The organism is Deinococcus aquiradiocola (assembly GCF_014646915.1).
Lineage (GTDB): Bacteria > Deinococcota > Deinococci > Deinococcales > Deinococcaceae > Deinococcus > Deinococcus aquiradiocola.
This window is the reverse complement of the sequence record NZ_BMOE01000006.1, coordinates 138,227-152,403: the sequence shown is the minus strand read 5'-3', so window position 1 is coordinate 152,403 and position 14,177 is coordinate 138,227. Positions and strand designations below refer to the sequence as shown.

The following is a 14,177-nucleotide window of genomic DNA, read 5'->3' as shown; positions in this document are numbered from 1 at the left end:
CCCGGCCCGCACCCACGGACCCGCAACGACACTCTCCTCAAGGACGGAACCCCATGAAACGAATCATCATGACCGGCGGCAGCGGCAAGGCAGGCAAGTACGTGGTCCGCCACCTGCTCGACCACGGCTACCAGGTGCTCAACCTCGACAGTCAGAAACTCGACGAGCCGCGCGCCCGGACCGACATCACCGACATCACCGACTCCGGACAGGTCTTCAACGCCCTGACGAGCTACATGGGCACGCACGAGTTCGACCCGGATCAGCGCCCCGTCCGGCCCGACGCGGTCGTCCACTTCGCGGCCATCCCGCGCGTCCTGCTGCGGCCCGACAACGAACTCTTCCGGATCAACGCGATGGGCACCTACAACGTGATCGAGGCGGCCGTGAAACTCGGCATTCCCAAGGTGATCATCGCGTCCAGCGAGACCATCTACGGCACCACCTTCGCGTACGAGCACCGCGACCCGCTGTACTTCCCGCTCGACGAGGAATACCCGGTCGATCCGATGGACAGCTACGCCCTCTCCAAGGTCGTCAACGAGCGCACGGCGCGCGCCTTCTCGCTCCGGAACGGCACCGACATCTACGCCCTGCGGATCGGGAACGTGATCGAACCGCACGAGTACGCGCAGTTCCCGGACTTCTTCCGTGACCCCGGCTTCCGGAAACGCATCACCTGGAGCTACATCGACGCCCGCGACCTCGCGGAGATCACCCGGCTCGCCGTCGAGACGGACGGCCTCGGCTACCAGGTCTTCAACGCCGTCTCGGACGACACCTCCTCCGACCTGCCCACGAAGGAACTGCTGGCCCGCTACTACCCGGCCGTGCCGGTGAAGGGCGAACTGGGCGAGTACGAGACGCTGCTCTCCGGACGCAAGGTCCGCGAGGTGCTGGGCTTCCGGCAGGCGCACCACTGGCGGGATTACGTGGACCCGGTGCACCAGCCGGCCACGCAGGGAGAGGGCCGATGACCACCGAAACGCACCCGCAGCAGACGGTCGTGATCGTCCACACCGGCCCCGTGACGGTCGCCCCGCTCGCCGCGCAGGCCGCCGAACTCCTGCCCGGCGTGCGGATCGTGAACCTCGTCGACGACAGCCTCCTCAAGGACGTGATGGCCGCCGGTGGCGTCACGCCCGCCGTGAACAGCCGCATGCAGCAGTACTACCGGATCGGGCAGGAAATGGGCGCCACGGCGATCCTGAACGCCTGCTCGTCGGTCGGCGAGGTCGCGGACGCCGCCATGGACAGCCTGGACATCCCGCTCGTGAAGATCGACGTGGCGATGGCCGAGGCGGCCGTGTCGCGCGCCAGCCGCATCGGGGTGGCCGCCACCGTCGCCACCACCCTCGACCCCACCGTGCGCCTGATCGAGAAGACGGCCGCGCGCCTCGGCCGGGACGTGACCGTGGTCCGCAAACTGTGCGAGGGAGCCTTCGACGCGCTGCTGGCCGGTCACACCGACGAGCACGACCGGCTGGTGGGGGAGGGGCTGGCCGACCTGGCGTCACAGGTGGACGTGATCGTACTCGCTCAGGTTTCGATGGGCCGCGTGGCGGACGCGCTCGGCGACCGGATCGCGGTGCCGGTGCTCACCAGCCCCAGGCTCGGCATGGAACGGCTGGCCGGCGTCCTGAAAGGTCTGGAGGCGGCCTCGCCGGACGCGCCGCCCGTGTCGCCCGGCGCCGCGCCCGCACGATGAATCCGGCCGGTCACGCCAGCCCGGACGCCGCCGGAACGCTGAGCGGCACGCTCCCGTCCTGGCTCGCGCCACAGGCGACGGACCCCGCCCTGCTCGGCCAGCTGCGCAACGGCAACGGCCGCTGCCGACTGGTGGTGCTGGACGACGACCCGACCGGCATGCAGACGCTCTACGGGATACCGGTCGTGCTGCAGTGGCAGCAGGGCGAGATTCGCGCGGCCCTGCAGCAGGACTGGCCTGCCGTGTACATCCTCACCAACTCGCGCAGCATGGACGCCGCCACCGCCGCCGCGACCGTGCGCGACGTGATGCGCCGACTCGTCACGGCCGCGCAGGAACTCGGCCTGCAACTGCGCGTGGTGAGCCGCAGCGACTCCACCCTGCGCGGCCATTACCCACTCGAGACGGACGTCATGGCCGAGGAACTCTCGGACGTGCATCCAGTGGCCGGCACATTGCTCGTCCCGGCCTTCATCGAGGGGGGGCGCGTCACGCACGGCGGCGTCCACTACCTCATCGAGAACGGCACGCCCGTCCCCGTCGGGCAGACCGAGTACGCCCGCGACCCGGCCTTCCCGTACCGGGCGTCCAGCCTGCCGGACTGGGTGGAGGAAAAGACCGGAGGGCGCGTGCCCGCCGCGCAGGTCCCGGTCCTTCCCCTGCACCTGCTGCGGGAGGGCGGACCGACGGCCGTCGCCGCCTGGCTGCAGCGTCTGCCGGTCCCCTTCGTCGCGGCGGCCGACGCCGTCTGCCAGGGCGACCTGGAGGCCATCGCGCTCGGCGCCCGCCTCGCCGAGGCGGCGGGCGTGAACGTGCTGTTCCGCACGGCCGCCTCGATGGTCCGCGCGCTGGCCGGACTGGAGGACTGCGGCCCCCTGCCGCCCGCCCGTCTCACGTCCGCGCGCTCGCGGGCAGGCGGCCTGTGCGTCGTCGGATCCTTCGTCAGCCGCTCCTCCGAGCAGCTCACGCAGCTGCTGGCGCTGCCGGACGTGCACGCCACCGAACTCGACGTGGGACGGATCCTCGGCGGTGAAACGGCAGCCGAAGTCACGCGCGTCGCGGCCGAACTCAATGCGCAGCTCGGGCAGGGACGGCACGTGGTGCTGTACACCAGCCGTCAGCTGCACACCGGCCACTCGGCCGACCGCAGCCTCGACATCGGCCGACAGGTGTCCACCGCCCTCACGGACGCCGTGCGGCAGCTGAAGGTCGAACCCGGCTTCCTGATCGCCAAGGGCGGCATCACCTCCCACAATGTCGCCCTGCACGGCCTGAACGTGCACGTCGCACAGGTGCTCGGACAGGCGCTCGCAGGCGTGCCGGTCTGGACACTCGGGCCGGAGACGCCCTTCCCGGGCCTGCCATACATCGTCTTCCCGGGCAACGTCGGCGGACCTTCGAGCCTGGTCGAACTGTTCGCGGCCCTGCAGGCGCAGCGGCAGGCTACACCGGACGCGCCGTGACGGCCCATACCCACCACGGCAGCACAGTGCCGCTGTTCCGGACGGTGCTCACGGCGGCCCGCCAGGAGGGCCGCGCCGTGCTGGCCTTCAACTGCTACAACCTGGAATCCGTCTCGGCCGCCGTTCAGGTGGCCGCGCAGACCCGGCAGCCGGTGATCGTCGCGCACGGCGAGAAGTACCTCGAGAACATCGGCCTGCGGCCCATGCGTGCCCTCGTCACGGCGCTGGTGCAGGACGCCGGCTGCGAAGGGCGCGTGCTCCTCCACCTCGATCATGCCGCCAGCCCTGACCTCTGCCGGGAGGCCGCGCAGGCCGGGTACGACAGCGTCATGTACGACGGTTCGCACCTGCCCTACGCCGAAAACCTCGCCTTCACCGCGCAGGTCGTCCGGGACGCGCACGCCCTGGGGGTCGGTGTGGAGGCGGAACTCGGGGCGCTCGGCATCGGGGACGCCAGTCACGAGTTCGACAGCGGTCAAGAGGCCCTCACCGACCCTCGCCAGGCCAGGCATTTCGCAGCCGAGACGGGCCTGGACGCCCTCGCCGTCTCGGTCGGCACGGTGCACGGCCTGTACCGCAGCGCCCCCAGGCTCGATCTGCACCGGCTGCAGCAGATCGCTCACCTCGTCTCACGGCCACTGGTCCTGCATGGCGGCAGCGGCACTCCCACAGATGCGCTGCAGGCCGCCGTGCGGCTCGGCATCGCCAAGATCAACGTCAACACCGAGGTCGCCCTCGCCGGCACGGCCGCCCTGCTCGCCCACGCCCACGCACTCGGCCCGGCCCACGCGCATGCCGCCGCCCTCGGCCTCGCCGCGCAGGCGGGGATGACTGCCAGCATGCTGAGCTGCCTGCAGCAGGTGACATGGCCTGCCCAGGCCGTCCCGGCCCCACAACCGGGACGGCCTGGTCCGCTCTGAACGCTATGCTGCACGACAAGGACCCAGGCCCGCCACGCCGTACCAGCGCGAGGCGGCCCCGTGTTCACGGAGGAGAACTGTGCCCGCAGAACGCACCCCCCCGCCCGGGACGCCCCGGACGGTGAAGGAAAAGACCCGGCAGGTATCCGAGATCGTCGCCGACGACATCATCGCCTTCATCAAGCAGCAGGGCCTCAAGCGCGGCGACCGCCTCCCCACCGAGCCGGAACTGATGGAACGTTACGGCGTGAGCCGCACCGCGCTGCGCGAGGCGATCAAGGTCCTCGCGTCGTCCGGCGTCATCGAAGTCCGGCACGGCCACGGCACCTTCGTCCTCGAGACGCAGAGCCTGATCGTCACGCCGCCCCTCGACCTGGGCGCGCTCTTCACCCGGCAGACGTACATGGACGTCGCCGAAGCCCGCACCGCCATCGAATCCGAGGTCGCCAAGCTCGCCGCACAGCGCGCCACCGAGCAGGACCTGCAGGACCTCGAACGGCTCCACGCGCAGATGAAGAGCCTCCCCGAAGACGCGGCCTTCACCGACCACGACGTCCGCCTGCACCTGATGCTCGCGCGCATCGCCGGAAACGCCATCCTCCTGCAGATGATGGAAGTGCTGCGTCAGGCGCTCTCCGAATACATCTACCTGACCGTATCCCGCCTGCAGACCGTCGCGGACCTGCTGCGCGAGCACGAAGCCGTGATCAACGCCGTGCGGCGACGCGACCCGGAAGGCGCCCAGCTTGCCATGCGTCACCACGTGCAGAACGCCGCGAGGCGCCTGGAGCAGGTCCTCAACGTGGAGATCGAAGCCTGACGGGAACCGGCGGATCCCGGCGGCAGGTCATGGTCCGGAACACGACGAACGCTGGGCGGCCGCACGCGTTCCCCTGCGGTTCCCGGGAGTATTCTTGGCAAATGTCGAACCCGATGGCTTCCAGGTCCAGCGCCCGATGACCGGACCGCTCCAGATCTCCCAGGACGCCTTCGCTGCTTTCATGACGCTCAACGAGGCGGTCGGCACCGAGACGGACCTCTCCCTCCTCGCCGTGCGGGCCGTCAAGGTCCTGGATCTCTTCCTGCCGGGCCTGACCTCCACGTACTACAGCCGGGACGGAAACCTCTGGAACGCCATCGCCGTCGGGGCACACGTTCCGCCGGACCTCGCTGCCGTTGTGACTGAAGGGCTGCCGCTGGACACGCCCGCCTTCGCCCGCGCGGCCGAGGTGCACGGCCCGGTCTTCATCGACCGCTGGGACGTGCAGGCGCAGGAAGTGCCCGGCTCTGAAGACATCGGGGCCGGGGCCCTCTACCCGTACTTCCTGAACGGCGAGCCGTACGGCATGCTCACCACCGGCAGCCGCCGGGGCCGGGTCCTGACGGTCCAGGACCGCGAGCACTTCCTGGCGGTCGCGCGCAGCCTGGGACTCGCCATCGACCGGGCGCACCAGACGGCCCAGCTGCTGGAGCAGCGGCGCGAGGCGGACAGCCGCGCCCAGGCACTGGAGGCCTTCGCGCGTCTGAAGGCGGACCTGAACGTCCTGGGTGACCGGTACGCATTGATCCGCCGCGCGCAGGAGGTGGTGCTGTCCCTGCTGCCGGACGGGTACGCCGCGTACTTCGAGGCGGAGGACGGCCGCTGGCGCGTCCGGTCACAGGTGGGCGAAGCGCGCGGCGAGACGCTGCAGGCCGCCATCAACGACGGCTTCCCGGTCGGCGGGACGCCCACCCTCGACCTTCCCGCACAGACGCGCCAGCCGCACTTCATCGACCGGTACGACCAGGCCACCGACACCGACGCAGACGTCGGACCTCACCTGAAGGCCGCCGTGGTCCTCCCCGTGCTGCTGGACGGGAAGGTGATCGGGCTCTTCAACGTGCCGCTGTTCGAGACTCGGCGCTGGTCAACGGTGGACCGCGCGGTCCTCACCACCACCGTCCGCAGCCTGGAACTGGCACTGGAACGCGGACAGCAGGCCGAGCAGCTGCTGGCCCGCAACGCCGAACTGGAGGCCCGCACCCGCGCGCTCGAGGCGTTCGCGCAGCTGACCACCGACCTGAGCGTGCAGGTCGACCCGTACGCCCTGGTGCGCCGGGCGCAGGAGGTGGCCGTGTCGCTGCTCACGCCCGGGTACGCGCTGTACTACGAGCGCGACGGTGACCGCTGGCGCAGCCGGGTGCAGGTGGGCGACGTCGGTCACCCTGACCTGCAGGCGTTCATCGACGCCGGACCGCGCGTCGGCGAGACGCCCAGCGTCGACCGGCCCTGGACGACCGGTCAGGCGTACTACCAGGACGTGTACGCCCAGGGCAGCGACACCCCGCCCGAGATGGTCCGGCACGTCGGGGCGGCCGCGTCACTGCCGGTGATCCGCGACGGGCAGACGGTCGGGGTGTTCATCGCCGCGCTGTTCGACCAGCGACAGTGGACGTCCACGGACCGGGTCACGCTGGAAACAGTGGTCGGCAGCCTGGGTCTTGCGCTCGCCCGGTCCGTGCAGACACAGGCACTGGAAGGCGAACGGGCCGGCCTGGACGCCTTCGCGGCGTTCACCGAGGCGGTCGGCAGCGAAACCGACGTGGTCCGCCTCGCCCAGCAGGCCGTGAGGACCGTGAACACCGCCCTCGACGACGTCAGCATCGCCTACTACGAACTGGACGACGATCTCTGGAAGGTCCGCGCGTGGTCGGACGACGTCGATCCACGTACTGTCGCCGAGATGACCCGCGGGGTCCCCAGCGACGCGCCGATCTTCGCCGAGGCGCTCCAGTCCGGGACAGCCGTCTTCGAGAACGGCTGGGATGCCGCCGCCAATCACCTGTCGAGCGCGACGGCCTACGGCATGGCGGCCCTCCTGCCCCTGGTGGTCGGTGGTCAGTCACGCAGCATCCTCGCGGCCGGAATTCCGGCCGCGAGGGGCTGGACGACACGGGAACAGACGATCCTGCGGGCGGTGGCGCGCGGCCTGGCTCTCGCGCTGGAGCGTGCCGAGACAGCCCGGCAGCTCCGGGCGCAACGCGACGCCCTCGATGCCCGCACCGCCGATCTCGCCTCCGCGAACGAAGAACTCGAAGCCTTCACATACTCCGCTTCCCACGATCTGCGGACCCCGGTCCGGCACATCTTCGGCTTCACGGAACTCGCGCAGAAGGCGCTGCTGCAGACCCCTAACCCCCAGGCGGCCCGGCACATGGACATCGTCAAGCAGAGTGCCCTGCGCATGACGGCCCTGATCGACGGCATGCTGATGCTCTCCAGGGTCGGTCAGGAACAACTGCGGCCCGGCTGGGTGGATCTCGGACAGCTCGTCGTGCAGGCCCAGCGGGACGTGAATCTGGAGTTCGCCGAGCGTGCCGTGCAGTGGAGGCTCGGGCCGCTGCCGCGCGTCTGGGGCAGCCCTGACCTGTTGCAGCAGGTGATGACCAACCTGATCAGCAATGCCGTCAAGTACTCGGGCGAACGGCCTGTCGCGCAGGTTCGCGTCTGGACGGAGGAGAACGCTGCCGAATGGACCGTCTCGGTGCAGGACAACGGCGTGGGATTTCCGTCCGCCTATGCCAGTCGGCTGTTCGGGGTGTTCCAGCGTCTCCACAATGAGAAGGACTTCGGCGGGACCGGCGTAGGCCTCGCCACCGTCCGGCGTATCGTCCAGAAACACGGTGGCCGCGTCTTCGCCGAAAGCACGGGCAGCACCGGCGCGACCTTCGGCTTCACTCTCCCGAAACCCCCGGGTCACTGATACGGTTTTGAGGAGGTGGAAGGGATGTCGGTGCTTTTCCATGCATCCCTGAAATCGGATCAAAACCGTACTTGTTGATACTCGCTTCGCTCGGCTGACCTCCAAAAGTGCAGCTCAAAACAGTACGAGGTGTTGAGAAGATGGACGTGGACAGGCGTCCGGCAGGGCGTATCGTCGTAAACGGACTCGTCTGGCCACGCCACACTTCCCACGCTGCTCAACGAGGGATGTCGCTGATCCTCCCAGTTGTCGCGGACAAGCCTGGAAAGGCGTGCCCGCCTCCCTGGAAATCGGATCAGTACCGGCGCAGCACCTGCTGCTGGGTCGCCTGTTTCTCGATCACTTCCTGAATGGTCGTCAACCCCTCAAGATCCAGGGGCTGCGGCAGTGGACCCGCGAAATCCAGCAGCCGTCCGTGCAGCCAGATCTCCAGCCACGCCATGCCCGAGTCCAGCGGTTCGGCACTGGACGTGAGGCCTTCCGGGACGCGCCACACGAACTGGCACCCACGCTCCTGAAGTGCGTCGATCCGCACCTGAAGTTCCGGGTCGAAGGTGGAGAGCCAGGCCGTCATAGGACCAGCGTACCGAGGGACCTTCCCGGTCGTACGAGCACAGCACCAACCGGACTTCACGGGCCGATCAGCGATTCTTTAGAACGCTCCCAGCCCCGCCCTTCGGGGTGGAAGGGCGGGGCGTGACCTGTGCCGCGGCACCGGGTTGGTCGGGGCAGACCGGGCCAGCCGGACACGCCTGGCCGGTGCGCTGCGTTCGGGCACGGGACAGCAGGTCTTCGGGCGTTCAGTGGGCCGACTCCGCTGCGGGTGCGCCGGGTTTGTCGTGCACGGCCAGCCGCGCCAGCAGGGCTGCGGACGCGTCGTTCAGCCCGACCAGCGCGACGGGCACCCCCTGCCGCCTGTACTTCAGCATCACCCGGTCGACGGCGTCCACGGCCGAAGCGTCCCAGAGGTGGGCGTGCGTCAGGTCGATCTCCACCGGCCGGCCCGGGTCGGCCGGACCGAACTGCTGCAGGAAAGCCTGAACGCTCACGAAGAACAGCGGGCCGCGCACGCGGTACACGCGGGTGCCGTCGGCGCGGTCCTCGGGCGTCACGGCGGACGTCGCGGAGACCTTGCGGGCGAAGAGAAGGGCGCTCAGCACCACGCCGACGAGCACGCCGAGGGCGAGGTCCTTCGTGGCGACGGTCACGGCGACCGTCGAGAGCATCACGAGCGTCTCGCTCTTCGGGTGCGTGCGCAGCTGCGCGAGGCTGCGCCAGTCGAAGGTGCTGACGCTGACCACGATCATCACGGCGACCAGGGCCGCCATGGGGATCCGGACCAGCAGCGGCTGCAGCAGCAGGATCAGCACCAGCAGGAAGGCGCCTGCCACGAAGGTGGAGAGGCGGCCGCGCCCGCCGTTGTTGACGTTGATCATGCTCTGCCCGATCATCGCGCAGCCGGCCATGCCGCCGAACACGCCCGTCACGATGTTGGCGACGCCCTGCCCGCGCGACTCGGCGTTCTTGTCGCTGCCGGTGTCGGTCCGGTCGTCGATCAGCTGCGCGGTGAGGAGGCTCTCGATCAGGCCCACCACGGCCAGCGTGAGCGACACCGGCAGGATGACGGCGAGCGTGTGCAGGTCCAGCGGCACCTGCGGGATGTGAAAGACCGGCAGGGCGGTGGGCAGCGCGCCCATGTCCCCGACCGTCTTCACGTCCGCATGCGTGACGACGGCCGCCCCTGTGAGCGCGACGATGGCGACCAGGGCGCTCGGGACGGCCCGGAAGATGCGCGGCAGCAGCACGATGATCGCCAGCCCCGCCGCCACCATCAGGTACATCTGCCAGTTGGCCCCCACGAACTGCGGGAGTTGCGCCAGGAAGATCAGGATGGCGAGCGCGTTCACGAAACCCGTCATGACGCTGCGCGGCACAAACTTCAGGGCGCGGGCGAGCTTCGCCCAGCCGATCAGCACCTGCATGACGCCGGTCAGGACGGTCGCCGCGAACAGGTACTCCAGCCCGTGATCCTTGACGAGGGTGATCATCAACAGGGCCATCGCGCCGGTCGCGGCACTGATCATGCCGGGGCGCCCGCCGACGAAGGCCGTCACCAGGGCGATGATGAAGGACGCGTACAGGCCCACCTGCGGGGAAACGCCCGCGATGAGGGAGAAGGCAATCGCTTCCGGGATCAGGGCCAGGGCCACCACGATGCCGGAAAGCACGTCTTTCCTGGGATTGAGCAGCCACTCGCGGCGGTACTGCCGGAAGGTGTCGGGTCGGGGGGTGGGGGAGACGGTCATGTGCACCTCTTGGGGGTGCCGGGATCACCACCTGCAGCGGCACGGGGGTGCTGGCAGGGCAGTCCGCGACCTGGATCGGTCGCCTTGTCGGGATGGGGTGATCATCAGGGGCGTCTCTCGTGGGACGCCGCACCTGCGGCCCACCGAGTATGCCGCACTCTGCCGCACGGGGCAAGTCGAATGCGTATTCGGGTCAGCGCAGGAGCCGGGTCACGCGGATCAGGTCGGCGGCGGAGAGCGGCTGTCCCTGCTGCTGGCAGCGTTCGAGGTACTGCATGAGCACGGCGTCGCCGGTGGAATCCAGGGCACTGCGGATGCCGGCCAGCAGCGTCAGGATCTCCTGGCAGTCGCGGTTCTCGTCCACCATCCGGTGCAGGCCCCGGACCTGTCCTTCGAGGCGGCGCAGACGGTTGAGGATCTTCTGTTTCTCGGCTGCCTCGGGGGTGGACGTCCCGGGCTGGATATCGGTCTGGCTGAGGTCACTCATCACGTCTCCTTATACCCCCCTGGGGTATTTGACTTCATCTTGCGCCGGGGGCTAGGGTCGAGTCAACGGGCACCGGCACCCCACCGGCACCCTCAGGAGACCCATGTACTTCAAACGCATCTATGACACCGATCTGGCCCAGGCGAGCTACATCGTCGGCTGCCAGAAGAACGGCACCGCCATCGTCATCGACCCCACCCGCGACACCGAGCAGTACCTGACCCTGGCGCGGCAGGAGGGCCTCAAGATCACGCACGTCACCGAGACGCACATCCACGCCGATTACCTGTCCGGCGGCCGTGAACTGGCCGCCCAGACCGGCGCGGCCCTGCTGCTCAGCGACGAGGGCGGCCCCGACTGGAGCTACGCCTTCCCGCACGAGAGCCTGCACCACGGCTCGGTCATCACGCTCGGCAACATCACGCTCAACGTGCTGCACACCCCCGGTCACACGCCCGAGCACCTGTCCTTCCTGATCACCGACGGCGCCCGCGGCACCGAACCCGGCATCCTGCTCACCGGTGACTTCGTGTTCGTGGGCGACCTGGGCCGCCCCGACCTGCTCGACGAGGCGGCGGGCGGCATCGACACCCGCTTCGAGGGCGCGAGACAGATGTTCGCCTCACTGAGGGACCAGTTCCTGACCCTGCCGGACTTCGTGCAGGTCTGGCCCGGACACGGCTCCGGCAGCGCCTGCGGCAAGGCGCTCGGCGCGGTCGAGAGCACCACCGTCGGGTACGAGCGGGCGCTGAGCTGGTGGGCGCCACTCGTGCAGGCGAACGACGAGGCGGCCTTCGTTGACGAACTTCTCTCGGGTCAGCCGGACGCGCCCGCGTACTTCGGTCGGATGAAGACCCAGAACAAGGCGGGACCGGCCCTGCTGGGCGCCGTCAGGGCCCTGGACCAACTCTCCACCCTTCAGGTGCAGCAGGCCCTGGAAGGCGGCGTGAGACTCCTCGACACCCGTCCCCGCGACGACTACCGGCAGGGCGCAGTGCCCGGCTCCATTCACCTGCCCGCCGGGAAGACCTTCGAAACCTGGGCTGGCTGGCTGCTCGATCCGCAGAACGACTACGTCCTGTTCGCACGGGACGCCGAGCAAGCTGAATCGCTCCGCCGACGCCTGTGGATGGTCGGCGTGGACCGCGTGCAGGGCTTCGCCGGCTCCTTCGAGGGACTGGCTCTGGAAGCGCAGGAGGCCGTGCCGTTCACGGAGATCCCGGACCTCGCGCACGCCTGCGTCCTCGACGTGCGGGCGAAGAGCGAGTACGCGGCCGGGCACCTGCCGAACGCGCACCAGCTTCACGCGGGCCGCCTGATGACGCACCTGGCCGACCTGCCCCGTGACCGACCCCTCGTGGTGCACTGCCAGGGCGGGGCGAGGAGTGCGGCCGCCGTGAGCCTGCTCCGCGCCGAGGGCTTCGGCAACGTCACCGAACTCGCAGGCGGCTATGAAGCCTGGGCCCGCGCCCAGACCGTGGACGCCTGAGATGCTCAGATGGCTCAGGGGACTGCTGGGAGGGGGTGCTGACGGCGTCAACGTCTCGCCCACCGAGGCACATGAACTGACCAGTGGCGGCGCTCTGCTGCTCGACGTGCGTTCGAAAGGGGAGAGGCAGGCCACCCTGATCCCCGGCAGCAGGCACGTCCCGCTCGAACAGCTCGCCGGGCAGCTCAAGCAGCTTCCGAAGGACCGCGTGATCGTCTGCCAGTGCGCCAGTGGACACCGCTCCGGCATTGCGGCGCGGCAGCTGCGCGCAGAGGGCTTCGACGCCCGCAGCCTGTCGGGCGGCATCACCGCATGGAAGAACGCCGGTCTTCCCGTCAGGAAGGGATGATGCAGGACATCTTCGCGAACGAAGTGGGCCGGTGGCAGGGGCGCGGCGCGCTCGTCATCGACGTGCGTGAACCGGCGGAGTACGCCGCTGGACACCTGCCCGGAGCAGTCAATCTGCCGCTCGCCAGCCTGACGCTGACCACGGAAATCAGCGCCTCACCGCTGATCGTCGTCTGCGCCAGCGGTGGCCGCAGCGCCCGCGCCGCCGGCCTGCTCACACGGGCCGGACACCCCGAGGTCGCCAACCTGCTCGGCGGCACCCTGGGCTGGCTGAGGGAGAACCGCCCGGTCGAGTTCTCGGACGCTGATGACCGGCACTGAACCCGGCGGTCTGGCGTGACCCTCACGATCCTGGGCGCCCTGCTGATCGGACTGTCGCTCGGGCTGCTCGGCTCGGGCGGCTCCATCCTGACTGTGCCTGTCCTGGTGTACCTCGTCGGTGAGTCCGGCAAGCTCGCCATCGTCGAGAGCCTCGCCGTCGTGGGCCTGATCGCCCTGGTCGGTGCCGCACCCCACCTCAGGAAACGCTGTATCGACGCCCGAGCCGTCCTGCTGTTCGGCATTCCCGGCCTGCTCGGCACCTCACTCGGGACCCTGCTCAGCCACCGGATGCCCGCCGCCGTACAGCTGCTGATCTTCGCCGTGGTCATGCTGATCGCCGCCGTGCGGATGTTCAGACCCATGCCGGAACACCTTGGCTCCCGGCCCCGCGCGTGGTGGCAGGTGACGCTGGCCGGACTGGGCGTCGGCGTGCTGACCGGCGTGGTCGGCGTGGGAGGCGGCTTCCTGATCCTGCCCGCTCTGGTGCTGCTGCTTGGACTGAGCATGGCCCGCGCAGTCGGTACCAGCCTCGTGATCATCGCCATGAACTCCGCGCTGGGCTTCGCCATGCACGTGACCGGACAGGCCACGCCACTGCACTGGCCGGTCATCGGCCTGATCGCCGGGATCGGCATCCTGGGCAGCCTCGCGGGCGCTCAGCTCTCCAGCCGATGCTCACCCCTGCTGCTGCGCCGCTCATTCGCGGGCTTCCTGGTGCTGCTCGGCGGCTACATCCTCCTCACCAGCCTGCCGCACGCCCTGCATGGAAGTGTTCAGCGTGCTGCAGCGGTGCAGACCTCCACACTGGTGAACCGCCCATGACCGACCTTCTGACCTCTCCCTGGCCCTGGTATGTCGGCGGCCCGCTGATCGGGCTGATGGTGCCGCTGCTGCTGCTCGGCAACAAGACCTTCGGCATCAGCGCCAACCTCCGGCACGCCTGCGCCATCCTGCTGCCCGACGCCGCCAAACCCGCCTTCTTCCGCTACGACTGGCGCAAGGAACGCTGGAACCTGATGTTCGCCGCTGGACTGGTGCTGGGCGGCCTGCTGGCCGGACTGGTGTTCGCCAACCCCCACGCGACCCACCTCAGCAGCCGGGCCGTTCAGTCCCTGCATGACCTCGGAGTCTCCCTGCGGCCCGGACTGCTCCCGCCAGAACTGCTCGACCTGCACCGCCCGGTCGTGTGGCTGATCCTGTCGCTCTCCGGTCTGCTGGTGGGCTTCGGTACGCGCTACGGGGGCGGCTGCACCAGCGGGCACGCCATCACCGGGCTCAGCATGCGGCAGTTCCCGAGTCTGGTGGCCACCGTCAGTTTCTTCGCGGGCGGCATCCTGAGCGCCAACTTCGTCCTGCCGCTGCTGCTGAAGTAGCCCGGCGACCCACTTCCAG

At 69.4% G+C, this 14,177-nt stretch carries 14 protein-coding genes; 11 read left to right on the top strand and 3 right to left on the bottom strand.

What is annotated here, in order from left to right; genetic code table 11:
- The first annotated feature begins 53 nt into the window (after nucleotides 1-53).
- The 6 genes from IEY33_RS10690 to IEY33_RS10665 all read left to right on the top strand — a co-directional run bounded on the left by IEY33_RS10690 (nucleotide 54) and on the right by IEY33_RS10665 (nucleotide 7,834).
- Nucleotides 54-977: an NAD-dependent epimerase/dehydratase family protein gene (locus IEY33_RS10690; RefSeq protein ID WP_188963257.1), complete on the top strand. Its 924-nt coding sequence runs from the start codon at nucleotides 54-56 to the stop codon at nucleotides 975-977.
- Complete coding sequence (locus tag IEY33_RS10685; RefSeq protein ID WP_229670937.1) at nucleotides 974-1,708, top strand: aspartate/glutamate racemase family protein; 735 nt, start codon at nucleotides 974-976, stop codon at nucleotides 1,706-1,708. The genes IEY33_RS10690 and IEY33_RS10685 overlap by 4 nt, the downstream gene beginning before the upstream one ends.
- Entirely contained in the window at nucleotides 1,705-3,171 is a 1,467-nt protein-coding gene (locus IEY33_RS10680) for a four-carbon acid sugar kinase family protein (RefSeq protein ID WP_188963256.1), read from the top strand. Before IEY33_RS10685 ends, IEY33_RS10680 begins: the two co-directional genes overlap by 4 nt.
- Nucleotides 3,168-4,091: a class II fructose-bisphosphate aldolase gene (locus tag IEY33_RS10675; RefSeq protein ID WP_188963255.1), complete on the top strand. Its 924-nt coding sequence runs from the start codon at nucleotides 3,168-3,170 to the stop codon at nucleotides 4,089-4,091. The genes IEY33_RS10680 and IEY33_RS10675 overlap by 4 nt, the downstream gene beginning before the upstream one ends.
- 121 nt (nucleotides 4,092-4,212) lie before the next feature.
- The gene (locus IEY33_RS10670; RefSeq protein WP_188963254.1) at nucleotides 4,213-4,911 is read left to right on the top strand and encodes a FadR/GntR family transcriptional regulator; all 699 of its coding nucleotides are present in this window, start codon (nucleotides 4,213-4,215) and stop codon (nucleotides 4,909-4,911) included.
- 181 nt (nucleotides 4,912-5,092) lie between these two features.
- Nucleotides 5,093-7,834, top strand: a complete 2,742-nt coding sequence (locus IEY33_RS10665) for a GAF domain-containing protein (protein WP_188963253.1) — start codon at nucleotides 5,093-5,095, stop codon at nucleotides 7,832-7,834.
- 295 nt (nucleotides 7,835-8,129) lie between these two features.
- On the opposite strand, the gene IEY33_RS10660 is transcribed toward IEY33_RS10665, so the two are convergent.
- From IEY33_RS10660 to IEY33_RS10650, 3 genes are all read right to left on the bottom strand, one after another.
- The gene (locus tag IEY33_RS10660) at nucleotides 8,130-8,408 is read right to left on the bottom strand and encodes a hypothetical protein (RefSeq protein WP_188963252.1); all 279 of its coding nucleotides are present in this window, start codon (nucleotides 8,406-8,408) and stop codon (nucleotides 8,130-8,132) included.
- Nucleotides 8,409-8,634: 226 nt separating this feature from the next.
- On the bottom strand, nucleotides 8,635-10,140 hold the full coding sequence (locus tag IEY33_RS10655) for a SulP family inorganic anion transporter (protein WP_188963251.1): 1,506 nt from the start codon (nucleotides 10,138-10,140) through the stop codon (nucleotides 8,635-8,637).
- A 193-nt stretch (nucleotides 10,141-10,333) separates the two neighbouring features.
- On the bottom strand, nucleotides 10,334-10,627 hold the full coding sequence (locus IEY33_RS10650) for a metal-sensitive transcriptional regulator (RefSeq protein WP_188963250.1): 294 nt from the start codon (nucleotides 10,625-10,627) through the stop codon (nucleotides 10,334-10,336).
- Nucleotides 10,628-10,730: 103 nt separating this feature from the next.
- On the opposite strand from IEY33_RS10650, the gene IEY33_RS10645 reads away from it, so the two are divergent.
- The 5 genes from IEY33_RS10645 to IEY33_RS10625 are packed head-to-tail and all read left to right on the top strand — an operon-like array spanning nucleotide 10,731 to nucleotide 14,158.
- Entirely contained in the window at nucleotides 10,731-12,116 is a 1,386-nt protein-coding gene (locus tag IEY33_RS10645) for an MBL fold metallo-hydrolase (RefSeq protein ID WP_188963249.1), read from the top strand.
- Nucleotide 12,117: 1 nt separating this feature from the next.
- Complete coding sequence (locus tag IEY33_RS10640) at nucleotides 12,118-12,465, top strand: rhodanese-like domain-containing protein (RefSeq protein WP_188963248.1); 348 nt, start codon at nucleotides 12,118-12,120, stop codon at nucleotides 12,463-12,465.
- Nucleotides 12,462-12,785 (top strand): rhodanese-like domain-containing protein, encoded by a 324-nt coding sequence (locus tag IEY33_RS10635; protein WP_188963247.1) that lies wholly within the window; start codon nucleotides 12,462-12,464, stop codon nucleotides 12,783-12,785. Before IEY33_RS10640 ends, IEY33_RS10635 begins: the two co-directional genes overlap by 4 nt.
- Before the next feature lie 15 nt (nucleotides 12,786-12,800).
- A complete protein-coding gene (locus IEY33_RS10630) occupies nucleotides 12,801-13,607 on the top strand; it encodes a sulfite exporter TauE/SafE family protein (protein WP_188963246.1) in 807 nt (268 codons plus the stop codon).
- Nucleotides 13,604-14,158 (top strand): YeeE/YedE family protein, encoded by a 555-nt coding sequence (locus IEY33_RS10625; RefSeq protein ID WP_188963245.1) that lies wholly within the window; start codon nucleotides 13,604-13,606, stop codon nucleotides 14,156-14,158. Before IEY33_RS10630 ends, IEY33_RS10625 begins: the two co-directional genes overlap by 4 nt.
- The last annotated feature ends 19 nt before the right edge of the window (nucleotides 14,159-14,177 follow it).